Below are 24,649 nucleotides of genomic sequence, written 5' to 3'. Positions count from 1 at the left end.
AAGACGCTGTTTGGTATCATGTACCCATTAACGTTTAATGGACTAACCAATATGCGATACCTCGCCTTAGCACTCTTTTCATCACTTGCCTTCATTCCTGCTACAAGCTTTGCTGGTATTTATGACAGCCCTAATATGAACCTGTTTGTTAAATCAGAGCATAATAGTACTGATTCAATCACCTCAGCCGGCATCGAAGTCATGGCTAAAAATAACTACAGCAATTTCGGCGCAGCATTTACAACGGCACTAGGCTCAGCAGAAGTATTTACTAAAAAAGGTGATCGGGAGACATTTCTCACCTTAGATAGCGGCATCAAATTTGGCTATTTCAGCGACTTTTTTGTCTATGGCGAAGTGGGTTTAGATTTAATTGAGCTTGCTGTATACGACGACCGAGATGACCACGACTACAGCGACCGTTATGATGACGACCACAATAATATTGATGGCTATGTTGGTGTGGGTATGGGCGTGGACTCAAAGCCATTTAGAATAGAGATCTATGCCAGAGCCCGAGAAATAGACAGTCGCTATTGGGAAGCACAAAACCATGGTTATGCTGGGTTACAAGTTAGTATTTCGTTTTAATTTCAATTGGGTGAGTAAGTTAGCGAGCTGTTAATCTAATGGTCATTTTTAGCTCACCCTATGTTAAGCTTAGGCGCTTTAGTTTACCCGCACCTAAGTTAACGGAGTATTTTAATACGTGTTTTTAAATCGATTTTTAGGCCTTGTTGTTGTTTCTTTTATTGTAACAGGCTGTCAGACTGCCCCTGAGTCACTTCCCGAAAAGAAGCCCATCATCAAAGCCAATCCAGGCACTGTGGTTGCAGAAGCTAAAACAAAACAAGTAGACGCGGTGACACCGCTCAAACCAAGTGAACTTGATGACGTATGGCAGCGTATTCGCATTCAACTGCAGTTTAGCGATTCAAGTCACCCAGATGTGCAAAAGCGCATTGCTTGGTACCTTACTCATCCAAATTACATGGAAGAAATAAGCCGCCGCGCAGCGCCGTATTTGTATCATATCGTCACAGAAGTAGAAAACCGTGACTTACCAATAGAACTCGCTCTAATGCCGCTTATAGAGAGCGATTTTGATGCCAGTGCCTATTCGCACAAACATGCATCGGGTTTATGGCAACTCACCCCCTCAATCGCCAAATACTTTAAAGTAAAAATTACCCCTTGGTATGATGGTCGCCAAGATGTGATCGACAGCACCCGCGCAGCTTTGGATTTTATGGAATACCTTTATAAACGCTTTGATGGCGATTGGTATCACGCTATTGCTGCTTACAATATTGGTGAAGGGCGTGTATTACAGGCGATTGCTCGTAATAAAAAACAAGGTAAGTCGACGGACTTCTTTAGTTTAAAGCTACCATCGCAAACCAAACAATACGTGCCTAAGTTACTGGCCGCAGCACAATTATTAAAACACCAAAAAATGATATTCCCTGCGATTAAGAATGAGCAGGCTATTGCGACCTTACCAGTAACTGGTGCAGTGATCTTGGCAGACAAAGCGAAATGGCAAGAGCTAGAAGAGCTGAACCATGGCGTTATCCGATATCCCGCGGTGATTGATGCGCCACACATTGTGGTCCCAAAAGATCAGCAAGCAAGTTATCAAACTCTATTAGCTAATCAAAAGAGCAATGATTATAGCCAGTGGCAACATTACACAGTTAAACGCGGTGATAGCTTAAGTGTGATTGCAAAGAACTATAAAGTAACAGTTAGCCAACTGAAAACCTTCAATAACCTAAAAACAAACACCATTCGTATTGGTCAAAAACTGATATTACCGCAATTGGCTGATCAACAAATCGAGTATAAGGTGAAATCTGGCGATAGCCTTTGGAAGATTGCAAAGCAATACAAAGTCAGTATCACTAAACTCAAACAATGGAATAACCTTTCAAGAGATAGCTTAAGAGTGGGTGAAAAGCTCACCGTATTTATCTCAAATAGTTAATACCAAATCAGGGAGTTTTACTCCCTGTCTCTTTTATCTATCCAATTAAAGTTGTATCTTTATTAGTCTATAAAAACAACAATTAAAAATTATGGATAATCAGCAACAGGACGCAAGCTGTTCCACCGTTAAAACAGAGCAAAACTCTAACGTTGAAGAGCAAACAAAGACCACCCAGCAAAACACTCAGCGCAATGCATGGTTTACCAACGAGCGGCTAAACCTATTTCTCGCACTCTGCGCCATTATAATTTCAGCAGCCTCCTTTTATGCCACTTACTTGCAAGCCAACGCCGCAGAACGACAAGTAAAAGCCGCAACCTGGCCATGGCTCGAAGTGATGACGGGAAATTTTAATGAAGAAAAAAATTCTGAAGAAATTACTTTTTACATTAAAAACTCAGGATCAGGCCCAGCCATTATTAAATACGTTAAATTCTTCCACGATGAAAAGTCGTATACAGAGATATTTAAAGTAATAAAAGACTGCTGCTTTGATATCTATGCTTACCAAGAGCAATTAAATAAGTTGCAAAATGAATCACCAGAGATCAATTTTTTTGAAAAATTTGGTTGGTTGTATACCGGCGTTAGTAATAACCGATTATTAGCCTCAGGCGCTGAACTTAATCTCTTTGGTTTTAAGAAAACAGGCTTCAATGCAACTCAGTGGGACAAGGTAAATGACCAACGCTTTAATATCAAAACCGAGATCTGCTACTGCTCGTTGCTAGAACAATGTTATCTAAGCGACGGCCGCGGCGATGTGAGAGAAATACAGCAGTGTGAGTGACAACGAGCTGTCAGCTTTCAGCCGATAGGTGGAGGTTCTAGGTTCTAGGTTCTAGGTTCTAGGTTCTAGGTTCTAGGCAAAGTGTACTTGTAGGAATGGCTTTAGCCATGAATGTGTTTGTAAAGGTCTGAATTCGGCACTGAAGTGCCTCCTACGGGGGTTGTTGCTGAGGGAGTATCTGCACTAAACAACCCCACAGTTCAGCTGACGGCTGACGGCTGAAAGCTGACAGCTCCAGACGCAAAAAAGCCCGACTCTTTCGAATCGGGCTTTCTCTAATTTGGAGCCTGGCGATGACCTACTTTCACATAGCAGCTGCTACACTATCATCGGCGCTGTTTCGTTTCACTACTGAGTTCGGCATGGGGTCAGGTGGGTCCAAAACGCTATTGTCACCAAGCAAAAGGCGTGGAAAGGATTCTCGACAAAGCGCGTAGCGCTTACGAGTCCTTTGCGCAAGGTGAACTGATTTCGCATTAAGCGTTGCGGTTCACCCTACATAAATCTGGAATTCTGATATCAAGTAAAATCTACTTTAGTGTCTTAACTTCTGTCTGTTACGCTGTCATAAAACGCGTTTGGCGTTGTATGGTTAAGCCTCACGGGTAATTAGTACAGGTTAGCTTAATGGCTCACACCACTTCCACATCCTGCCTATCAACGTTGTAGTCTTCAACGGCCCTTCAGAGACTTTAAAAGTCTAGTGAGAACTCATCTCGAGGCCTGCTTCGCGCTTAGATGCTTTCAGCGCTTATCAGTTCCGAACGTAGCTACCGGGCAGTGCCATTGGCATGACAACCCGAACACCAGCGGTTCGTTCACTCCGGTCCTCTCGTACTAGGAGCAACCCCTCTCAATTCTCAAACGCCCACGGCAGATAGGGACCGAACTGTCTCACGACGTTCTAAACCCAGCTCGCGTACCACTTTAAATGGCGAACAGCCATACCCTTGGGACCGACTTCAGCCCCAGGATGTGATGAGCCGACATCGAGGTGCCAAACACCGCCGTCGATATGAACTCTTGGGCGGTATCAGCCTGTTATCCCCGGAGTACCTTTTATCCGTTGAGCGATGGCCCTTCCATTCAGAACCACCGGATCACTATGACCTACTTTCGTACCTGCTCGACGTGTCTGTCTCGCAGTTAAGCTGGCTTCTACCATTACACTAACCGTACGATGTCCGACCGTACTTAGCCAACCTTCGTGCTCCTCCGTTACTCTTTGGGAGGAGACCGCCCCAGTCAAACTACCCACCAGGCACTGTCCGTAACCCCGATTAGGGGCCAACGTTAGAACATCAACACTACAAGGGTGGTATTTCAAGGACGGCTCCACAAAAACTAGCGTTTCTGCTTCAAAGCCTCCCACCTATCCTACACATGTAGGGTCAATGTTCAGTGCCAAGCTGTAGTAAAGGTTCACGGGGTCTTTCCGTCTAGCCGCGGGTACACAGCATCTTCACTGCGATTTCAATTTCACTGAGTCTCGGGTGGAGACAGCGTGGCCATGGTTACACCATTCGTGCAGGTCGGAACTTACCCGACAAGGAATTTCGCTACCTTAGGACCGTTATAGTTACGGCCGCCGTTTACCGGGGCTTCGATCAAGAGCTTCGTCCGAAAACTAACCCCATCAATTAACCTTCCGGCACCGGGCAGGTGTCACACCGTATACGTCATCTTGCGATTTTGCACAGTGCTGTGTTTTTAATAAACAGTCCCAGCCACCTGGTCACTGCGGCTCCCGTCCGCTTAAAGAGCAAGTCTCATCACAGATAGGAGCGTACCTTCTCCCGAAGTTACGGTACAATTTTGCCTAGTTCCTTCACCCGAGTTCTCTCAAGCGCCTTAGTATTCTCTACCTGACCACCTGTGTCGGTTTGGGGTACGATTCGGTATAATCTGAAGCTTAGAGGCTTTTCCTGGAAGTATGGCATCAACAACTTCACCACCTTAGTGGCTCGTCTCGTGTCTCAGTCTTAGCGACCCGGATTTTCCTAAGTCACCAACCTACTCACTTTCACATGGACAACCAACGCCATGCTTGTTTAGCCTGCTCCGTCCCCCCATCGCAATTATACCAAGTACGGGAATATTAACCCGTTTCCCATCGACTACGCCTTTCGGCCTCGCCTTAGGGGTCGACTTACCCTACCCTGATTAACATGGGATAGGAACCCTTGGTCTTCCGGCGTGCGGGTTTTTCACCCGCATTATCGTTACTCATGTCAGCATTCGCACTTCTGATACCTCCAGCATACCTCCCGGTACACCTTCAACGGCTTACAGAACGCTCCCCTACCACTCAAAATAAATTTTGAATCCGCAGCTTCGGTGCATAGTTTAGCCCCGTTACATCTTCCGCGCAGACCGACTCGACCAGTGAGCTATTACGCTTTCTTTAAAGGATGGCTGCTTCTAAGCCAACCTCCTGGCTGTCTGGGCCTTTCCACATCGTTTCCCACTTAACTATGACTTTGGGACCTTAGCTGGCGGTCTGGGTTGTTTCCCTCTTCACGACGGACGTTAGCACCCGCCGTGTGTCTCCCGGATAGTACTTTACGGTATTCGGAGTTTGCAAAGGGTTGGTAAGTCGGGATGACCCCCTAGCCTTAACAGTGCTCTACCCCCGTAAGTATTCGTCCGAGGCTCTACCTAAATAGATTTCGGGGAGAACCAGCTATCTCCCGGTTTGATTAGCCTTTCACTCCTAGCCACAGGTCATCCCCTAACTTTTCAACGTTAGTGGGTTCGGTCCTCCAGTTGATGTTACTCAACCTTCAACCTGCCCATGGCTAGATCACCGGGTTTCGGGTCTATACCTTGCAACTATACGCCCAGTTAAGACTCGGTTTCCCTACGGCTACCCTAATCGGTTAACCTCGCTACAAAATATAAGTCGCTGACCCATTATACAAAAGGTACGCAGTCACCCTCGAAGGGCTCCTACTGCTTGTACGTACACGGTTTCAGGTTCTATTTCACTCCCCTCACAGGGGTTCTTTTCGCCTTTCCCTCACGGTACTGGTTCACTATCGGTCAGTTGGGAGTATTTAGCCTTAGATGATGGTCCACCTATATTCAGTCAAAGTTTCACGTGCTCCGACCTACTCGATTTCACTTAAGATGCATTTTCGTGTACGGGACTATCACCCTGTATCGTCAAACTTTCCAGAATGTTCCACTAACACATAATAAGCTTAAGGGCTGGTCCGGTTTCGCTCGCCGCTACTTCCGGAATCTCGGTTGATTTCTGTTCCTACGGGTACTTAGATGTTTCAGTTCTCCGCGTTCGCCTCTTACACCTATGTATTCAGTGCAAGATACCTGCAAGCAGGTGGGTTTCCCCATTCGGAAATCCTAGCCTCAAGCGCTTTTTACTAGCTTGACTAGGCTTATCGCAAGTTAATACGTCCTTCATCGCCTCCAACTGCCAAGGCATCCACCGTGTACGCTTAGTCACTTAACCATACAACCCAAACGGGTCTTTGTTAGTGACAGCTGTTAACTTCGCCAGAAGTTAATTCATCAAATAATGATGAGAATACTAAAGTAGATACCAATTAATCTTTCGATTAATGGCATATTTTTACTTTTGAAAACTCTTTATAGATACGAATATCTATAAGAATTTTAATATCAGCTTTCCAAATTTTTAAAGAGCATATTAATTAGTTAAACCTAGTGGTTTAGCTAACTAACAATCATCTGTGTGGACACTACGAACAAATAAGTTCTAAATCGTATAAGGAGGTGATCCAGCCCCAGGTTCCCCTAGGGCTACCTTGTTACGACTTCACCCCAGTCATGAATCACTCCGTGGTGAACGTCCTCCCGAAGGTTAGACTATCCACTTCTGGAGCAACCCACTCCCATGGTGTGACGGGCGGTGTGTACAAGGCCCGGGAACGTATTCACCGCATCATTCTGATATGCGATTACTAGCGATTCCGACTTCATGGAGTCGAGTTGCAGACTCCAATCCGGACTACGACGCACTTTAAGTGATTCGCTTACCCTCGCAGGTTCGCAGCACTCTGTATGCGCCATTGTAGCACGTGTGTAGCCCTACACGTAAGGGCCATGATGACTTGACGTCGTCCCCACCTTCCTCCGGTTTATCACCGGCAGTCTCCTTAGAGTTCCCGACCGAATCGCTGGCAACTAAGGATAGGGGTTGCGCTCGTTGCGGGACTTAACCCAACATCTCACAACACGAGCTGACGACAGCCATGCAGCACCTGTATCAGAGTTCCCGAAGGCACCAAACCATCTCTGGTAAGTTCTCTGTATGTCAAGTGTAGGTAAGGTTCTTCGCGTTGCATCGAATTAAACCACATGCTCCACCGCTTGTGCGGGCCCCCGTCAATTCATTTGAGTTTTAACCTTGCGGCCGTACTCCCCAGGCGGTCTACTTAATGCGTTAGCTTTGAAAAACAAGTCCGAAGACCCGAGCTTCTAGTAGACATCGTTTACGGCGTGGACTACCAGGGTATCTAATCCTGTTTGCTCCCCACGCTTTCGTACATGAGCGTCAGTGTTGACCCAGGTGGCTGCCTTCGCCATCGGTATTCCTTCAGATCTCTACGCATTTCACCGCTACACCTGAAATTCTACCACCCTCTATCACACTCTAGTTTGCCAGTTCGAAATGCAGTTCCCAGGTTGAGCCCGGGGCTTTCACATCTCGCTTAACAAACCGCCTGCGTACGCTTTACGCCCAGTAATTCCGATTAACGCTCGCACCCTCCGTATTACCGCGGCTGCTGGCACGGAGTTAGCCGGTGCTTCTTCTGTAAGTAACGTCACAGCTAAGTGCTATTAACACTTAACCTTTCCTCCTTACTGAAAGTGCTTTACAACCCGAAGGCCTTCTTCACACACGCGGCATGGCTGCATCAGGCTTGCGCCCATTGTGCAATATTCCCCACTGCTGCCTCCCGTAGGAGTCTGGGCCGTGTCTCAGTCCCAGTGTGGCTGATCATCCTCTCAAACCAGCTAGGGATCGTTGCCTTGGTGAGCCATTACCTCACCAACTAGCTAATCCCACTTGGGCTAATCTTATGGCGCGAGGCCCGAAGGTCCCCCACTTTGGTCCGTAGACATCATGCGGTATTAGCAGTCGTTTCCAACTGTTGTCCCCCACCATAAGGCATATTCCCAAGCATTACTCACCCGTCCGCCGCTCGTCAGCAGAGTAGCAAGCTACTCTCTGTTACCGCTCGACTTGCATGTGTTAGGCCTGCCGCCAGCGTTCAATCTGAGCCATGATCAAACTCTTCAATTAAAAGTTTTTTGAAACCGAAGTTTCGTGCTCAATGAATTCTGAATTTTGATTCTTTCGAATCGAATTGACTGTGCTGAAACAAGTAAACTTGTTTCCGTTGGTCACTCAGTTCAATTGAGACTCTAAATTTGTTTGCGTCATCTAGCGAACTAGAATCTGCTGTTAGAACTCAATCTGTACGAGTGCCCACACAGATGATTGCTTTATATTGTTAAAGAACGTTGCGACGTTGTCGCTAGGGATGCGTATAATACATCCTTAATTTTTCGAGTCAACACTTAATTTTAAACTTTCTTTTTAGACCGTTTTAAACCGAAGTTTTACTTAACTCTGTGTCACTTTGTTCAGCGCTTTTCATTGCTGCCCGCCGTGTCAGTGGATGCGCATTATAGGGATGCGAAGAATTAACGCAAGCACTTTTTGAAGGTTTTTTTGATTATTTTCAAATTAGTACAATAACCATACAAATAAAGGGCTGCAGAGGGGTTTTAGCTCAAAAAGCAGTCATTTTTGTGAGGATAAAATGGTATAGAAAAGCGACATACTTTAAATTAGCTATGTCGCTTTTTATTTTTATAAGGCGGATTAGTTAGTAGAAATTTCCCAAACAGCGATTGAACCCGAAATTTCATTACCAACAACTAGCAATGCTTCATTCGTTGCACTTTGTTCTGCAGGTATAAATGCCATACCTTCAGGAGCAAGATCACCTGTTATATCTGCATCAGCTTCTAGGCCACGATTAAAAAAGTAATCTTGGAATGTCACATTGTATGGATTAGTAATATCAAACACCATAATGCCACCCATACGCTCTAACCCGATAAATGCAAATGTACGTTCGCCAATCGTACCCAGTGCTAACGCTTCTGGTTCTGCACCTTTGTCATCAGAGCGACTATCACCGTCATTTTCATCTTCGTTATTATTGAATGCTGCTCCGTGAACTGATGCAGTAATGCGTGAGATTTGATCGCCAGAGTCAAAAGCCACCATGCCGTTACTATCCCAAATGGTAAAAGAGCGGGCACCATATGCATAGAGTGATTCATATTCGCCATTATTATCTTCATCACCTTTAACAGTGGTCACTTTTAAACGGCCAATATCACTGTTGTCATTGTTCAGGTAATCAAAATTGCTTGCCAGTGTTAAGTCTTTAGCTCTGGTTTCATCTATATATGATAAACACCCATCATCTTCATCGTAATCAAGACCACCTTTTGCTAAACAATCAGCTTCGTCGGTTGTATCAAAGAAGTATTCTCGTGCATCACCTTCGTTCGCTGTGACAATAAAGTTAGCACCTTTCCAAGTAAAGCTTGAAATAGTATCTGGTTGATACATGCCATAGAGACCAGGGTAAGATTTAAAGTTAACGCCACCGTCTTTATCTGATGCATCAAAAAGTAAATTAGACCAATCCTTAAAACCTAAGCCTTTTAGCTCGATGCTATTATCTTCAAGGTTGACGATAGCAAGGGCGTTATTTTCTTGTAGTGACACGTAAGCAAACTTATTGTCTTTCGAAACGCTGACGTATTCAGGTTCTAAATCCATAGCTACGGTTGTATTAATCAAGTTACCGTTGATTGTTCGACCTGTCGGGTTAGCAAATACAATCCCAAGTTCTTCAAGCTCTGCTTGTTTGTCGTTATAAGCTGAAAAAGTAATGCTAATAGCAGTATCTGCAATTACACCATTATTGATATTAATAATGCTGATAGAGCCTTCAGGGTCAATACTGTAATCACCATTAGGTTCGCCTTCATTTGCAACCAATACTTTATTGCCATCATGGCTAAAAGTAACCATGTCGGGCAGGGCACCTACAGTGACATTTTTAATAAACTGAGGCTCGTCGCCACTAATATCATAAAATGCGATTAAACCGGCATCACCGGTATTACTTGCTGCCATTGCGACGGCTAAAAGTTCATTATTAGCATCAATAGCGATACTGTTTGCATCGCCCACACTGTGCTCATTAAGTGCAAGGGTAATCTCTGAGCTTAAATTAGTGCCGTTTATAACCCCTTCGTTATCTTTAACTAAAGCTGCACGGTCAAAGCTATCGGCTTTCATAATATTAACGACCGCAGAATCACCGGAACTATTGATAGCAAATATTCGTTGTTTAGATGCTTGGTAAGCGACAATTTCCGCAGCACCTTCAGGGCTTTCTGCGTTCAGCACTGCACGGCCGATAAGATTTATAGTTAAAGCAGCGTTTGCATCTGTACCATTTGCTCCGTCAGTTCCGTTTGTACCATCGGTGCCATTTACCCCATCAGTTCCATTAGTACCATTTTGACCTGCAGGACCTTGTTCACCTTGTAGGCCGTCTTTGCCGTCGTCACCGTCTAATGAGCAGCCAGAAAGAATGGTTAAAAGTGATAGCGCAATAATTGATCTTTTTAACATTATTATTTTTCCTTGGAGTTGTATTGAGGTAATTACAACACCCAGGTATTACAACTATATGGCACTTTTATGAGAACAAAATTTAGTCATAAAAAAAGCGAGTATAAACTCGCTTTTTATTTATAAATTAGTAGGGTAGCTCATTACTTTTTAGTTGGGCGCTTCCAACCAGTAAGGTTACGTTGTTTACCACGAGCGACTGCAAGCTGATCGTCTTCAACAGTATTAGTGATAACAGAACCTGCGCCAATCGTTGCCATTGAGCCAATATTAACAGGGGCCACCAGTGATGAGTTAGAACCGATAAAGGCATTATCACCAATAATGGTTTTTGATTTATTTACGCCATCATAGTTACAAGTAATAGTACCTGCGCCAATATTAACTTTTTCGCCAACTTCAGTGTCGCCTAAGTAGGTTAGGTGATTTGCTTTTGAGCCTTTACCTAAGCGAGTCTTTTTCATCTCAACGAAGTTACCAATGTGTGAGTCTTCTTCCATAATCGCACCAGGGCGAAGGCGGGCATAAGGACCTAAAGTACATTTCGCTGCAACACTGGCTTCTTCAACCAGTGAGTTAGCTTTAATAACAACGTTATCGCCGATAGTACAATCTTTAAGTACGCAATTTGGGCCAATCTGTACGTTATTACCCAGAGTTACTTTTCCTTCGAAAATAACATTAACGTCGATCAGTACGTCTTCGCCGGTCGTTACTTCACCACGTATATCAATACGAGCAGGATCAGCAAGTGTTGCGCCGTTTAGCATTAGCTCTTCTGCTTGCCACGCTTGGTATGCACGTTCAAGCGCTGAAAGTTGTACGCGATTATTAGCACCTTCAACTTCCATCGGATGCTCTGGCTGTGCAGAAGTAATTTCAACACCTTCACTGTGTGCCATCGCAACAATGTCTGTTAAGTAATATTCACCTTGAGCGTTATTGTTAGATAGGTTACCTAACCAACGTTTAAGTAGCGCACCATTAGCAGCCATAATACCGGTATTGATTTCTTTAATCGCAAGTTGCTCAGGTGAAGCATCTTTTTGTTCGATAATACCTACTAGCTTGCCATTTTCACGGATCATTCGGCCATAACCTGATGGGTCATCTAAGGTAACCGTTAATACTGCTAAGCCTTTTTCTGGAGTCGCAGCAAGTAGCTTTTCTAAGGTCGCGCGTTTTGTTAGTGGCACATCACCATAGAGAATTAATACGGTGTCATCATCGGCAATATGTTCTTTAGCAACAGCAACAGCATGACCCGTACCGAGTTGTTCTTCTTGTAATACCCAGTTTACTTGGTTGTGCGATAGGGCTTCTTGAAGCTGCTCACGGCCATGACCGTAAACAAGATTTGTTTCACGAGCGCCAAGGGCAGTGGCATTATCGATAACGTGCTGCACCATAGGTTTACCAGCAACTTTGTGTAATACCTTAGGTAGAGCAGAGCGCATACGGGTGCCTTTACCCGCAGCGAGAATAACGGTAGTCAGAGACATTAAAACAATATCCTTCTTTCTTTGTTTTAGTGGGACGTAATGAATTTAGCTATAAACATGCAAAGTTGCGCAAGTCACATCATGTGCAAATACTCAATCCTAGCTTGAAGGAAAGAACCTTGTATAAAAGCTTAGCTCATTATCAATTAACACATTGTAGCGGGGAAAAGTGCAGGTTATAAGTACAATGTTCAGAATAGGGTATAAAACAGTGAATTTTAGACACAAAAAAGCCCACATTAAGTGGGCTTTTCGAAAACCGAGTAGGCTTACTTTTTACGTAATTGTTGAATTACGCGAAGTTGAGCGATTGCTTCAGCAAGTTGCACTGCAGCTTGTTGATAATCTAACTCAGCAGTTGACGTATTCGCCATTTGCTCTTCAGCATCACGTTTAGCTTTTTCAGCCGCTTGCTCGTCTAGGTCTTCACCACGAACTGCAGTATCTGCAAGAATAGTGATGCGATCCGGTTGAACTTCTAGCGTGCCGCCAGCAATATACATCACGTCTTCGTGACCAAATTGCTTAACTAAACGTACCATACCAGGTTTTAGGGCAGTTAATAATGGAGCGTGACCATAGTTAACACCAAGGTCACCTTCACTACCACTCACTTGAATCGATTCAACCAGACCAGAGAACAAGCTCTCTTCTGCGCTTACTACGTCAAGATGTACAGTCATAGCCGCCATACTACCCTCCTAATTACATGCTTTTGGCTTTTTCTTGAGCTTCTTCAATAGAGCCAACCATGTAGAACGCTTGCTCTGGCATATCATCAAACTCACCGTTTAAGATACCTTTGAAGCCAGCAATTGTGTCTTTAAGTGACACGTATTTACCAGGCGCGCCTGTGAATACCTCAGCAACGAAGAACGGCTGAGATAGGAAACGATGGATTTTACGTGCACGAGATACAACTTGCTTATCTTCGTCAGAAAGCTCGTCCATACCTAGGATTGCGATGATGTCTTTAAGTTCTTTATAACGTTGAAGAACTGTTTGAACGCCACGCGCTGTATCGTAGTGCTCTTGACCGATTACTAGTGGGTCAAGTTGACGTGAAGATGAATCAAGTGGGTCTACCGCAGGGTAGATACCAAGTGAAGCGATATCACGAGAAAGTACTACTGTTGCATCTAAGTGAGCAAACGTTGTTGCTGGAGATGGGTCAGTTAAGTCATCCGCAGGTACGTATACCGCTTGGATTGAAGTGATTGAACCCGTCTTAGTTGATGCGATACGCTCTTGAAGTACACCCATTTCTTCAGCAAGAGTTGGTTGGTAACCTACTGCTGAAGGCATACGACCTAGAAGTGCTGATACCTCTGTACCCGCTAGAGTATAACGGTAGATGTTATCAACGAAGAAAAGTACGTCACGACCTTCGTCACGGAACTTCTCAGCCATAGTAAGACCAGTTAACGCTACGCGTAAACGGTTACCCGGTGGCTCATTCATTTGACCGTATACTAGAGATACTTTGTCTAGTACGTTTGAGTCGTTCATCTCATGGTAGAAGTCATTACCCTCACGAGTACGCTCACCAACACCTGCGAATACTGAGTAACCGCTGTGCTCGATTGCGATGTTACGGATAAGTTCCATCATGTTTACGGTTTTACCAACACCGGCACCACCGAATAGACCAACTTTACCACCTTTAGCGAATGGACATACAAGGTCGATTACCTTGATACCAGTCTCTAAAAGTTCTACTGAACTTGATTGTTCTTCATAAGAAGGTGCTGCACGGTGAATAGACATACGCTCTTCTTCACCAATTGGACCAGCTTCATCAATAGGGTTACCTAAAACGTCCATGATACGACCTAGTGTCTTCGTACCTACAGGAACGTGGATTGGCTGACCTGTACCTTCTACTGCAGTACCACGACGTAAACCGTCAGTAGTACCAAGTGCGATACCACGTACCACACCGCCACCTAGCTGTTGTTGAACTTCTAAAGTTAAACCAGCTAAGTCGCCATCTGTTACTTTTAGTGCGTCATATACGGCTGGCACGTTGTCTTGTGGAAATTCGATATCCACAACGGCGCCGATAATTTGGACGACCTTACCTAAACTCATGTCTATTCCTCTCATTAAACTTTGCCGAAGCGTTAAACTGCTGCCGAACCGCCAACAATCTCACTAATTTCTTGTGTGATTGCAGCTTGACGAGCCTTGTTATAAACAAGCTGTAACTCATCCATAAGGTCGCCTGCGTTATCAGTTGCAGCTTTCATTGCAACCATACGGGCAGCCTGTTCAGAGGCAGCGTTCTCAACTACACCTTGGTATACTTGAGACTCAATAAAGCGTACTAACAGAGCTTCTAAAATTGCTTCTGGGTTTGGCTCATATAAGTAATCCCAAGAATGTTGAGATACTTCTTCTTCAGCTTTTGGCAAAGGGAGTAACTGATCGATTGTTGGCTCTTGCTTCATAGTATTAACGAACTTGTTAAATACTACGTATAAGCGGTCAATTTTACCTTCAGAGTATGCATCTAGCATTGTCTTTACAGGACCAATAACGTCTTGTAGTGAAGGTGTATCTCCTAAGTTCGCTTTTTTAGCGACTAACTTACCGCCAAAACGTTGGAAAAAGCCAGCTGCTTTGCTACCTAAAGTAGTAAATTCAGCTTCAACGCCTTTTTCTTTCCACGCTTTAACATCTAGGGCAACTTTTTTGAACTCGTTTGAGTTCAAGCCACCACATAGACCACGGTCAGTAGAGATAACAATATAACCAACTCGTTTTACTTCACGCTCTTCTAAGAAAGGGTGAGTAAAATCAAGATTTGCTTGAGCAACACGACCAATCACTTGGCGTAAGTTTTCAGCGTATGGACGGCTTGACGCCACACGTTCCTGCGCTCTTTTCATTTTAGACGCAGCAACCATTTCCATTGCGCTGGTGATCTTTTGAGTATTCTTGATACTCCCGATCTTGCTTTTAATCTCTTTTCCGCTGGCCATGACTCTCTCTCCGAATCAGGTGGGCTTTAGTTGCCTAAAGCTCACCATTCATAACTAAATTACCAAGTTTGCGTCGACTTGAACTTCTCTAGAAGTTCTTTAAGTTGAGCTTCAATCTCAGCGTTGTAGTTACCAGTTTCATTGATTTGAGCCATTAGCTCTGCGTATGTGCTGTTTGCGTAAGAAATTAGGCCAGCTTCGAAATCCATGATTTTCGCGATTTCGATGTCTTTTAGGTAGCCTTTTTCAGCAGCAAATAGCGACAGAGACATTTCAGCAACAGACATTGGTGCGTACTGTTTCTGCTTCATTAGCTCTGTTACGCGCTCACCATGCTCTAATTGAGCACGTGTTGCATCGTCAAGGTCAGACGCGAACTGCGAGAACGCAGCTAATTCACGGTACTGAGCTAACGCTAGACGGATACCACCACCTAGTTTCTTAACGATTTTAGTTTGCGCTGCACCACCAACACGAGATACCGAGATACCAGCGTTAACAGCTGGACGGATACCTGAGTTGAATAAGTCAGTTTCTAAGAAGATCTGACCATCGGTGATAGAGATAACGTTTGTCGGTACGAACGCAGAAACGTCGCCGCCTTGAGTTTCAATGATTGGCAATGCCGTCAATGAACCTGTTTTACCTTTCACTTCACCATTAGTGAACTTCTCAACGTAATCAGCGTTTACACGTGATGCACGCTCTAGAAGACGTGAGTGAAGGTAGAATACGTCACCTGGGTATGCTTCACGGCCTGGTGGACGCTTAAGTAGTAATGAGATTTGACGGTAAGCAACAGCTTGCTTAGATAAATCATCATATACGATTAGCGCGTCTTCACCACGGTCACGGAAGTATTCACCCATAGTACAACCAGAGAATGGCGCTAGGTACTGAAGTGCCGCAGATTCAGAAGCAGATGCAACAACAACGATTGTGTTTTCTAATGCACCGTGCTCTTCTAATTTACGTACTACGTTAGCGATAGTAGATGCTTTTTGACCAACTGCAACGTACACACACTTAACGCCTGTACCTTTTTGGTTGATGATAGCATCGATTGCTAATGCAGTTTTACCAGTTTGGCGGTCACCGATCACAAGCTCACGTTGACCACGACCTACTGGGATCATCGCATCGATAGATTTATAACCAGTTTGTACTGGCTCATCTACTGATTGACGTTCGATAACGCCTGGTGCGATTTTCTCAACAGGTTCAAAACCGTCGTTATCTAAAGCGCCTTTACCGTCGATAGGTGCACCTAGTGTGTTAACAACACGACCAAGTAGACCACGACCAACAGGAACCTCTAGGATACGACCAGTTGATTTAACTTTTACGCCTTCTTTAAGGTCAGCGTAAGGACCCATTACTACAGCACCTACTGAGTCACGCTCAAGGTTTAGTGCGATAGCATAACGGTTGCCAGGAAGCTCGATCATCTCACCTTGCATACAGTCAGCAAGACCGTGGATGCGGATGATACCGTCAGTAACAGATACGATAGTACCTTCGTTACGAGCTTCACTTACAACTTCGAACTGCTCAATACGTTGTTTGATCAGATCTGAAATTTCAGTGGAATTAAGTTGCATGCTCTTTTTCCCAATTACGATTGTAGTGATGTAGCTAAGCGGGCTAATTTGCCACGTACTGAGCCGTCGATTACAGTGTCACCCGCCTTAATGATAAGACCGCCAACAACTGTAGTATCTTCACTACAATTCAGCTTAACTTTGCGTGCGAAACGTTTTTCAAGTGCCGCTACCAATGTTGCTTGCTGCTCAGCAGCAAGCGGTGTTGCAGAAATCACGTCAACGTCGATTTCTTTGTCGTAGTCCGCTTTAAATTCAGCGAATAACTCAGCAACAGCAGGCAGTGCAACTAAACGTCCATTTTCAGCCATCACCTTGATTAGGTTCTGACCTTGTTCGTTGAGCTGCTCTGCACAGATCTTGATAAACAGATCTGCTTGTTCAGTAGCAGTAGGCAATCCAGCTAGCGCGGCAGCGGCTTGCTCGTTGCTGGCAACGTGGCCAGCAAAGAACAGCATGTCGTTCCAACTTTCAACAGTGCCTTTTTCAACGGCAAGTTCAAAAGCCGCTTTAGCGTATGGGCGAGCGATAGTAGCCAATTCAGACATGCTCATACCCTCCTAATTACAGCTCAGCGACAAGTTTTTCAACGATGTCACTGTGTGCGGCTTGATTGATTTCGCGCTCTAAAATCTTCTCAGCACCAACCACTGCCAGCGTCGCTACTTGTTTACGTAGTTCTTCTGTTACACGGTTACGCTCTGCTTCGATTTCAGAGTGCCCTTGAGCAATAATTTTTTCACGCTCTTGTTGACCACGAACAGTTTCTTCGTCAACGATTAGCGTGGCACGCTTTTTAGCTTGTTCAATGATATCAGCCGCTTGAGCTTTTGCCTCTTTAAGCTGCTCAGCAGCTTTCTTTTGCGCAAGTTCTAAGTCTTTTTCGGCTCTATCAGAGGCAGCTAAACCATCTTCGATTTTCTTCTGGCGAGCTTCAATTGCACCATTTAGTGGTGGCCATACGTATTTCATACAGAAAAGTACGAAAACCGTAAATGCAATTAATTCACCGATAAGAGTGGCTGTTAAGTTCACGACCGCTCCTCCTTAAAATAGTAAGCTGTTCAAAAAATAAGATTAAAGTACGAACAGAATTACCATTGCGATACCAACACCGATCATTGCTACAGCATCGATTAGACCAGCAAGGATGAACATCTTAACTTGTAATGAAGGTGCAAGTTCAGGTTGACGAGCACAAGCTTCTAGGAATTTACCACCCATGTTACCGAAGCCGATAGCAGTACCGATTGCACCGAAGCCGATAAGTAGAGCAACAGCGATGTACTTAAGACCAATCATTAGTTCCATTTTTTTCTCCAAAGTTTCAATTGTAAATTAAAGTTAAAATTTAAAAGTGTAAAAAATTAGTGATTATCTGAGCTTGCCATGCTTAGGTATACGATTGTAAGCATCATGAATACGAATGCTTGCAGTACGATTACTAAGATGTGGAATACAGCCCAAATAAAGTGCAACGGTAGTTGCATTAAACCAACTGCGCCGATCAAGATGAAAATCAACTCACCAGCATATAAGTTACCGAATAAACGCAGTGCTAACGAGAACGGCTTAGACACTAAAGCGATTGTTTCTAGTAATAAGTTACATGGGATTAATAACACCATCATCAGCTTGTTTTTAGAGCTGAACGGGTGAAGCGTTAATTCAGCTAAGAATCCGCCAATCCCTTTGATTTTGATTGAATAACCGATCATCAGAATGAACACACCAATAGCAAGTGCAGCAGTCATGTTGATGTCTGTTGTAGGTACAATCTTCATGTAAACGTCGTGAGGATCCATACCAAATGCTTGCTCGCCAACGAAGCCAGCGAATGCAGGTAGGAAATCAACCGGAATCAAGTCCATTAAGTTCATTAAGAACACCCAAACGAAAATCGTTAGAGCTAATGGAGCGATTAATGCGCTTTTACCATGGTATGTGTCACGTACGTTGTCGCCAACGAACTCAACAACCATTTCAATGAAACATTGAAGTTTACCAGGTACACCGGTATTTGCTTTTTTAGCGGCACTACGGAAGATCCATAAAAATACAAGACCTAAACCGATTGACCATGCGAGGGTATCTATATTCCATGTCCAGAAACCACTGTCTGCACACGCTTTGTTGAAGGCAAGACCAGCGTCGGTCGAGCACATCTTAGCGTTAGTTAAGTGGTGCTGAATATGGCTTGATATAGTAACTTCTTCTGCAGCCATGTTATATCCCAAAAGTTAATGATTAAAAAAAACGGGCGCAAACAATCCGCTAAATAACACCAATACATAAACACAGAAAAACGGTAATAAAACGACCGTGTAAGACTTCAGTATCAGTGCAAACAAAACGATTGTTAGCATAAATTTTAATCCGTTGCCGCGCTTCAGCGAGGCATACACTTGATTTACTCGACTTGCACCCATATAACGGAATGCATAGACAGCAAATACAAAATTAGGGAGTAGTGCAACAGCTCCGCCAGCAAGCGCTGACTGGCCGGCATTGACTCCCCAACCTATAAAAACAATTACTGCAGCGATTAATGCTACGATACCCTGAAGACAAATTAATTTAAATGCGGCAAGCCTATACGGCTTTGCTAACCTATTAGTCACGTTTTGTTAACCTTTAGAACGTTAAATTGTCAGGGTATGAAAACTGGCGAAATTATACTGATTCCTACCAGTTTTGCAACTTGAGTCGACCCTTTGTAGTGCAAAAACACCACAAATGTCTCTTTTTGGACATGTTATTAATTAATGACGGGAATAGTCTTAATTTATACGGCTTAAAATGCCATCCAACTCATCAAGAGTTGTATAAGAGATAACCAGTTTGCCTTTGCCTTTTTTATTGTAGTTTATTTCTACTTTGGCGCCTAAATTTTCAGCAAGTTTTTGTTCTAACTGTTTGACATCCGGATCTTTTTCTTGCACTTCTTTTTTCGGAGCTGGTTCTAAGATAGAGCGAACTAATTTCTCAGTTTCACGAACAGTCAACGCTTTAGCAACCGCTAATCTAGCAGCATCTGACTGCGCTTCGCCTTCAAGTGCCAATAAACAGCGTGCATGACCCATTTCGATGTCGCCATGTTCTAACAAGATTTTAACATCTTCGTTAAGGTTATTTAGACGTAGTAAATTAGTCACAGTCGTACGCGATTTACCAACAGCTTCGGCGACTTGTTGATGAGTGAGTTCAAATTCGTTAAGTAAACGATTCAAAGCAATCGCTTCTTCCATCGCGTTTAGGTCTTCACGTTGGATATTTTCAATCAATGCGATTGCAACGGCTGCTTCATCTGGCACATCTTTGATGATACATGGAACAGCATCTAATTTTGCAAGTTGAGCAGCACGCCAACGACGTTCACCAGCAATAATTTCATATTTGTCTGCACCAATTTGGCGCACAACAATTGGCTGAATGATGCCTTGGGCACGAATTGAGCTGGCTAACTCTTCTAGCGCTTCTTCAGACATGTCTTTACGCGGTTGATATTTACCCGATTGTAAAAACTCAATCGCTAATTTTTGCAGCTCACCTTTGCTTTGCTCTGCAACAACTTCAGAGACTTGCTCTGGTGTTGCTGTCGCTTGTTGCTGATTATTTGCACTTGGGGCAGGTTTTGATGAACTTAATAAAGCGTCGAGTCCTCGGCCTAAACCGCGTTTTTTAGCAGACATGTTATTTTTTTACCTCGAAGTTAGGCTACTGCTGAAGATGTTTTCTCTTTTCTACGTAACATTTCGCCGGCTAGGGCTAAGTAAGCTTTAGCACCACTTGATGCACGGTCATAATACATGGCAGGGGCACCAAAACTCGGCGCTTCTGCTAAACGGACATTACGTGGGATAACGGTACGATATACTTTATCGCCAAAATGTTGTTTGAGTTGTTCTGATACATCATTTGCAAGGCGATTGCGCGGATCATACATGGTGCGCAAAATCCCTTCAATTGTTAACGCTGGATTTACTAGCTTAGATAGCTGAGTAATGGTATCCATTAATGCAGTTAAACCTTCAAGGGCATAATACTCACATTGCATCGGAACTAAAATCGAATCTGCGGCAGCCATTGCATTAACAGTAAGCATGTTAAGTGAAGGCGGGCAGTCGATAAAAATGAAATCGTATTGATCTTGAATTTGTTCAAGCGCATTACGTAAACGCACTTCACGAGCAAACAATTCCATTAGTTTAACTTCAGCGGCAGTCACATCGCCATTAGCAGCAATTAAGTGATACTCACCTGAGGTTTCTTTATTGATCACTTCATCGATTGGTGTTTCTTCAATCAATAAATCGTAAATAGTCGCAACATCACCGTATTTATCGACACCACTACCCATGGTAGCGTTTCCTTGCGGATCAAGATCGATTAATAACACTTTACGCTTCGTCGCGGCCATCGATGCCGCGAGATTCACAGCGGTGGTTGTTTTACCAACACCACCTTTTTGGTTTGCTAATGCGATGACTTTTGCCACAGTGCTCTGATCCCTAGTCTTTAGATAGAATGATTAGATGTCTTTGCGCATCTAACTCAGGTACTTCCAAGCTGATTTTTTCATCAAACTTAATACCTTTAGGTAATGAGTCTAGTTCTTCGCTCGGAAATACGCCTTTTAAGGCGATAAATTTACCTGAATGATCAATCAAGTGCGCACACCAGTCAACCATATCTTGTAAAGAGGCGAATGCACGACTTAATACACCATCTAATTTAACACTTGGTTGATATTCTTCAACTCTAGACTGCACTGGGGTTACATTTTCAAGGCCAAGTGCATGTTTTACCTGCATCAAAAAGCGTACGCGTTTTCCTAAACTATCTAACAACACAAATTGTGTATCAGGTAAAGCGATAGCTAATACGATACCCGGTAAACCAGGACCCGTACCTACATCAATGTAATGTTTGCCTTTAAGGTGTGGTGCAACAACTAAGCTATCCATTATATGCTTAACCATCATTTCTTCAGGTAAACGAACAGAGGTTAAGTTATACGCTTTGTTCCACTTGTCTAATAATTCAACATATTGCACAAGTTGTTGTTGCTGTTTTTCTGTTAGCGCAATATCAGTTTGCGCTAACAGCGAAGTTAATTGTTGTTGTAACACTGTATTCCTCACCAACTACGCAGTCTTGCGCAGTAAGCCTTGCTTTTTCAGATAGACTAATAATAGCGAAATAGCAGCAGGGGTGATACCTGAAATACGTGACGCTTGGCCAATTGTATCTGGACGACTATCAGTAAGCTTTGCGATAACCTCATTTGATAAACCAGAAACAGTTGAATAATCAAAGTCTTTTGGTAATACAGTTTGTTCATGACGTAACTGCTTATTGATCTCATCTTGCTGACGAGCAATATAGCCTGCGTACTTAGTATGGATCTCAACTTGCTCAAGTGCAGCTTGGTTATCAAACTCAGAACCTAAGCCATCGATCGCCATTAAGTCGTTATATCGAATTTCAGGACGGCGGATCAGATCTTCAAGGCTCGCTTCACGAGTCAGTGGTGTTTTTAATAATGCATTTACTTGATCAACAGCAACGTGATCTTTGTGGATCCATGTTTCTTTTAAACGTTGCGTTTCTTTTTCGATGATTTCCATTTTTTCGTTAAAGGCAGCCCAACGAGCATCGTCAACTAAGCCAAGTTCACGGCCTTTCTCAGTTAAACGAATGTCGGCATTATCTTCACGAAGTAATAAACGGTATTCAGCACGGCTAGTAAACATACGGTACGGTTCTTTAGTACCTAATGTTGCTAGGTCGTCAATTAGTACACCTGTGTATGCTTCATCACGGCGAGGTGTCCAAGACTCTTTGCCTTGTACTTGTAATGCCGCGTTCATACCCGCAATTAAACCTTGTGCGCCAGCTTCTTCGTAACCGGTTGTACCATTGATTTGGCCTGCGAAGAATAAACCATTAATAAACTTAGTTTCTAATGATTGCTTTAAGTCGCGCGGATCAAAGAAGTCATACTCAATAGCATAACCAGGACGACAAATATGTGCATTTTCAAAACCAGTGATTGATTGCACAATTTCAAGCTGTACATCAAACGGTAAACTCGTTGAAATACCATTTGGATATAATTCGTATGATGTTAAACCTTCAGGCTCAACAAAGATTTGATGTTTGTCTTTATCAGCAAAACGTACGATCTTATCTTCGATTGAAGGGCAGTAACGTGGACCAATACCTTCAATTACACCTGAATACATAGGTGAGCGATGTAAGTTATTGCGGATCACATCATGTGTTTTTTCATTTGTATAAGTGATGTAACACGGGATCTGCTGTGGGTGATCCGATTGTTTACCCATAAATGAGAATACAGGCGTTGGGGTATCACCAGGCTGTTCTTGCATCTTGCTAAAGTCAACAGTACGCGCATCAATACGAGGAGGCGTGCCTGTTTTTAAGCGATCAACACGGAAAGGTAATTCACGTAAACGCTCTGCAAGTGCAATTGAAGGTGGATCGCCAGCACGACCACCTTTGAAGTTCTCTAAACCAATATGGATCTGACCACCTAAGAAAGTACCTACGGTAAGAACCACAGAAGGCGCACTAAAACGAAGACCCATTTGCGTTACAACACCGATTACTCGATCACCTTCAACGATTAGATCGTCACATGATTGTTGGAAGATCTTTAAGTTTTCTTGATGTTGTAAAGTGTGTTGAATAGCTGCTTTATACAAAGCACGGTCAGCTTGAGCACGTGTAGCACGTACAGCAGGGCCTTTAGATGAATTTAAAGTACGAAATTGAATACCGCCTTTATCAATAGCCTGAGCCATTGCACCACCAAGTGCATCGATCTCTTTAACTAAATGGCCTTTACCAATACCGCCAATTGCCGGGTTACAAGACATTTGACCAAGGGTATCCATATTATGAGTTAGCAATAGGGTATTCATGCCCATGCGAGCAGATGCTAATGCAGCTTCAGTACCTGCATGTCCACCACCTACAACAATAACATCAAAACGTTCGTGAAAAATCATTTATGGGATCCTACTTAATCGACCAGCAAAACTTTGTAAAGGGAGCGTATTCTACCTAGAAATTTAGAGAAGATAAATGATTAAACAGTGCTCAAGATCTAAGTGGGTGATCTCTAATAATATAAAGGATCTTTTAAAGAGATCTTTTATTACTCTTACTACTAGTAACGGCTAGATCTGTTGATAATGTTCGCTTTACTATTTAAAACATGATCTTAACGCAGATCTAAAGGTGTTAATATGATCGGATCTTCCCGCGTAAAAGCTTTGATCAAAAGGGCTATTTATACACAGGGCAATATCGATTGGATCTTATCCAAGGGATAAACTAGGTTAAAATCGCAGTTAGATCAGTGTTTATCCACAATCCGATCTAAATTATCAGTAAATTGTGGGTAACTTTTATAACAACGATCAACACCGATCGGTTTAATTGAGCCCCACTGATTCGATCCAGCTTGGTAACCAGGCTAATGCTGTGTCTTCTGGCAATGCTTCATCAAGAATATTTAGCTCTAAGCGTTCTGCCACGCGGTTTGCGCCTTTAATAGCTAATAACTCATCTAGATTACGGCCTGCATAGTTATAGGTGTCGTAACTAGTGTCACCTAATCCGATCACACTGTATTTTAATCCTTTAAGATCAGGCTGTTGGTTAATAGACTCAACAAATGGCAGTAGGTTCTCTGGGTAGTCTCCAGCGCCGTATGTAGAAGTACATAACAACCAAATAGTATCTTGCTGATCAATATCATCAAATACAGGCTGTTCATGAAGCTGCACTTGGATCCCTTGTTGTTCAAGGGCTTCTGCTAGTTGCTCTGCCACGTATTCTGCAGATCCCATTTGGCTGCCAACGATGATATTTACTGATTGCATGTGATTGATCATGTATAGAAATAAGTGGCCACATGATAACTAAGTTAGGGTGTGAGTAAAGCGTTGAATTACGATCTGAATAAGTTTTTCTGCTTAAAATGACAGCTTTAATTCAATACTTTTTATAATCTACTGTTTTTAATGGTTTTTTA

19 protein-coding genes and 3 rRNA genes are annotated in these 24,649 nt (G+C 43.4%); 3 read left to right on the top strand and 19 right to left on the bottom strand.

The window, feature by feature from the left end; translation table 11 throughout:
- The first annotated feature begins 51 nt into the window (after positions 1 to 51).
- The 3 genes from AADY36_RS00110 (at position 52) to AADY36_RS00100 (ending at position 2,780) form a co-directional block, all read left to right on the top strand.
- Positions 52 to 591: a hypothetical protein gene (locus tag AADY36_RS00110; protein ID WP_304637703.1), complete on the top strand. Its 540-nt coding sequence runs from the start codon at positions 52 to 54 to the stop codon at positions 589 to 591.
- Between the two features lie 118 nt (positions 592 to 709).
- A complete protein-coding gene (locus AADY36_RS00105) occupies positions 710 to 1,987 on the top strand; it encodes a LysM peptidoglycan-binding domain-containing protein (protein ID WP_054563028.1) in 1,278 nt (425 codons plus the stop codon).
- A gap of 91 nt (positions 1,988 to 2,078) precedes the next feature.
- Positions 2,079 to 2,780, top strand: coding sequence for a hypothetical protein (locus AADY36_RS00100; RefSeq protein ID WP_342408337.1), 702 nt, complete (start codon positions 2,079 to 2,081; stop codon positions 2,778 to 2,780).
- A 285-nt stretch (positions 2,781 to 3,065) separates the two neighbouring features.
- On the opposite strand, the gene rrf is transcribed toward AADY36_RS00100, so the two are convergent.
- The 19 genes from rrf to mioC all read right to left on the bottom strand — a co-directional run bounded on the left by rrf (position 3,066) and on the right by mioC (position 24,497).
- A 5S ribosomal RNA gene (rrf, locus tag AADY36_RS00095) occupies positions 3,066 to 3,180 on the bottom strand.
- A gap of 188 nt (positions 3,181 to 3,368) precedes the next feature.
- Positions 3,369 to 6,252: ribosomal RNA gene (locus AADY36_RS00090) — 23S ribosomal RNA — on the bottom strand.
- A gap of 277 nt (positions 6,253 to 6,529) precedes the next feature.
- Positions 6,530 to 8,070: ribosomal RNA gene (locus tag AADY36_RS00085) — 16S ribosomal RNA — on the bottom strand.
- The 16S, 23S and 5S rRNA genes sit together here, the layout of an rRNA operon.
- A 585-nt stretch (positions 8,071 to 8,655) precedes the next feature.
- Positions 8,656 to 10,494, bottom strand: coding sequence for a choice-of-anchor I family protein (locus AADY36_RS00080; RefSeq protein WP_342408336.1), 1,839 nt, complete (start codon positions 10,492 to 10,494; stop codon positions 8,656 to 8,658).
- A 143-nt stretch (positions 10,495 to 10,637) separates the two neighbouring features.
- On the bottom strand, positions 10,638 to 11,996 hold the full coding sequence (gene glmU, locus AADY36_RS00075) for a bifunctional UDP-N-acetylglucosamine diphosphorylase/glucosamine-1-phosphate N-acetyltransferase GlmU (RefSeq protein ID WP_054563739.1): 1,359 nt from the start codon (positions 11,994 to 11,996) through the stop codon (positions 10,638 to 10,640).
- Positions 11,997 to 12,265: 269 nt separating this feature from the next.
- Positions 12,266 to 12,688 (bottom strand): F0F1 ATP synthase subunit epsilon, encoded by a 423-nt coding sequence (locus AADY36_RS00070; protein WP_054554812.1) that lies wholly within the window; start codon positions 12,686 to 12,688, stop codon positions 12,266 to 12,268.
- Between the two features lie 13 nt (positions 12,689 to 12,701).
- On the bottom strand, positions 12,702 to 14,087 hold the full coding sequence (atpD, locus tag AADY36_RS00065) for a F0F1 ATP synthase subunit beta (protein WP_342408335.1): 1,386 nt from the start codon (positions 14,085 to 14,087) through the stop codon (positions 12,702 to 12,704).
- A 32-nt stretch (positions 14,088 to 14,119) separates the two neighbouring features.
- A complete protein-coding gene (atpG, locus tag AADY36_RS00060; protein ID WP_054563740.1) occupies positions 14,120 to 14,980 on the bottom strand; it encodes a F0F1 ATP synthase subunit gamma in 861 nt (286 codons plus the stop codon).
- 59 nt (positions 14,981 to 15,039) lie between these two features.
- The gene (atpA, locus tag AADY36_RS00055) at positions 15,040 to 16,581 is read right to left on the bottom strand and encodes a F0F1 ATP synthase subunit alpha (RefSeq protein WP_054554809.1); all 1,542 of its coding nucleotides are present in this window, start codon (positions 16,579 to 16,581) and stop codon (positions 15,040 to 15,042) included.
- 14 nt (positions 16,582 to 16,595) lie between these two features.
- Positions 16,596 to 17,129 carry a F0F1 ATP synthase subunit delta gene (atpH, locus tag AADY36_RS00050; protein ID WP_054554808.1) on the bottom strand — a complete coding sequence of 178 codons (534 nt, stop codon included), beginning with the start codon at positions 17,127 to 17,129 and terminating at the stop codon, positions 16,596 to 16,598.
- A gap of 16 nt (positions 17,130 to 17,145) precedes the next feature.
- On the bottom strand, positions 17,146 to 17,616 hold the full coding sequence (gene atpF / locus AADY36_RS00045) for a F0F1 ATP synthase subunit B (protein ID WP_054554807.1): 471 nt from the start codon (positions 17,614 to 17,616) through the stop codon (positions 17,146 to 17,148).
- A gap of 42 nt (positions 17,617 to 17,658) precedes the next feature.
- Positions 17,659 to 17,892, bottom strand: coding sequence for a F0F1 ATP synthase subunit C (atpE, locus tag AADY36_RS00040; RefSeq protein WP_138683981.1), 234 nt, complete (start codon positions 17,890 to 17,892; stop codon positions 17,659 to 17,661).
- 56 nt (positions 17,893 to 17,948) lie between these two features.
- The gene (gene atpB, locus AADY36_RS00035) at positions 17,949 to 18,806 is read right to left on the bottom strand and encodes a F0F1 ATP synthase subunit A (protein ID WP_342408334.1); all 858 of its coding nucleotides are present in this window, start codon (positions 18,804 to 18,806) and stop codon (positions 17,949 to 17,951) included.
- 15 nt (positions 18,807 to 18,821) lie between these two features.
- A complete protein-coding gene (locus AADY36_RS00030) occupies positions 18,822 to 19,202 on the bottom strand; it encodes an ATP synthase subunit I (protein WP_055022070.1) in 381 nt (126 codons plus the stop codon).
- Between the two features lie 159 nt (positions 19,203 to 19,361).
- Positions 19,362 to 20,273 carry a ParB/RepB/Spo0J family partition protein gene (locus tag AADY36_RS00025; protein ID WP_054554804.1) on the bottom strand — a complete coding sequence of 304 codons (912 nt, stop codon included), beginning with the start codon at positions 20,271 to 20,273 and terminating at the stop codon, positions 19,362 to 19,364.
- 20 nt (positions 20,274 to 20,293) lie between these two features.
- A complete protein-coding gene (locus AADY36_RS00020) occupies positions 20,294 to 21,079 on the bottom strand; it encodes a ParA family protein (RefSeq protein WP_054554803.1) in 786 nt (261 codons plus the stop codon).
- 13 nt (positions 21,080 to 21,092) lie between these two features.
- Positions 21,093 to 21,713, bottom strand: a complete 621-nt coding sequence (gene rsmG / locus AADY36_RS00015; protein ID WP_054554802.1) for a 16S rRNA (guanine(527)-N(7))-methyltransferase RsmG — start codon at positions 21,711 to 21,713, stop codon at positions 21,093 to 21,095.
- 15 nt (positions 21,714 to 21,728) lie between these two features.
- Positions 21,729 to 23,618, bottom strand: a complete 1,890-nt coding sequence (gene mnmG, locus AADY36_RS00010; protein ID WP_054554801.1) for a tRNA uridine-5-carboxymethylaminomethyl(34) synthesis enzyme MnmG — start codon at positions 23,616 to 23,618, stop codon at positions 21,729 to 21,731.
- A gap of 429 nt (positions 23,619 to 24,047) precedes the next feature.
- The gene (gene mioC / locus AADY36_RS00005; RefSeq protein WP_239962564.1) at positions 24,048 to 24,497 is read right to left on the bottom strand and encodes an FMN-binding protein MioC; all 450 of its coding nucleotides are present in this window, start codon (positions 24,495 to 24,497) and stop codon (positions 24,048 to 24,050) included.
- Positions 24,498 to 24,649 lie beyond the last annotated feature (152 nt).

It is taken from the genome of Pseudoalteromonas sp. D15MCD-2 (genome assembly GCF_038562745.1).
Classification (GTDB): domain Bacteria; phylum Pseudomonadota; class Gammaproteobacteria; order Enterobacterales; family Alteromonadaceae; genus Pseudoalteromonas.
This window is presented reverse-complemented; position numbering and strand designations above follow the sequence as displayed.

Excerpts from the sequence above, each read along its gene's own strand:
- AADY36_RS00110 (WP_304637703.1), top strand. The coding sequence starts at position 52 with ATGCGATACCTCGCCTTAGCACTCTTTTCATCACTTGCCTTCATTCCT.
- AADY36_RS00100 (WP_342408337.1), top strand. The coding sequence starts at position 2,079 with ATGGATAATCAGCAACAGGACGCAAGCTGTTCCACCGTTAAAACAGAG.
- AADY36_RS00080 (WP_342408336.1), bottom strand. The coding sequence starts at position 10,494 with ATGTTAAAAAGATCAATTATTGCGCTATCACTTTTAACCATTCTTTCT.
- glmU (WP_054563739.1), bottom strand. The coding sequence starts at position 11,996 with ATGTCTCTGACTACCGTTATTCTCGCTGCGGGTAAAGGCACCCGTATG.
- AADY36_RS00070 (WP_054554812.1), bottom strand. The coding sequence starts at position 12,688 with ATGGCGGCTATGACTGTACATCTTGACGTAGTAAGCGCAGAAGAGAGC.
- atpD (WP_342408335.1), bottom strand. The coding sequence starts at position 14,087 with ATGAGTTTAGGTAAGGTCGTCCAAATTATCGGCGCCGTTGTGGATATC.
- atpG (WP_054563740.1), bottom strand. The coding sequence starts at position 14,980 with ATGGCCAGCGGAAAAGAGATTAAAAGCAAGATCGGGAGTATCAAGAAT.
- atpA (WP_054554809.1), bottom strand. The coding sequence starts at position 16,581 with ATGCAACTTAATTCCACTGAAATTTCAGATCTGATCAAACAACGTATT.
- atpH (WP_054554808.1), bottom strand. The coding sequence starts at position 17,129 with ATGTCTGAATTGGCTACTATCGCTCGCCCATACGCTAAAGCGGCTTTT.
- atpE (WP_138683981.1), bottom strand. The coding sequence starts at position 17,892 with ATGGAACTAATGATTGGTCTTAAGTACATCGCTGTTGCTCTACTTATC.
- atpB (WP_342408334.1), bottom strand. The coding sequence starts at position 18,806 with ATGGCTGCAGAAGAAGTTACTATATCAAGCCATATTCAGCACCACTTA.
- AADY36_RS00025 (WP_054554804.1), bottom strand. The coding sequence starts at position 20,273 with ATGTCTGCTAAAAAACGCGGTTTAGGCCGAGGACTCGACGCTTTATTA.
- mnmG (WP_054554801.1), bottom strand. The coding sequence starts at position 23,618 with ATGATTTTTCACGAACGTTTTGATGTTATTGTTGTAGGTGGTGGACAT.
- mioC (WP_239962564.1), bottom strand. The coding sequence starts at position 24,497 with ATGCAATCAGTAAATATCATCGTTGGCAGCCAAATGGGATCTGCAGAA.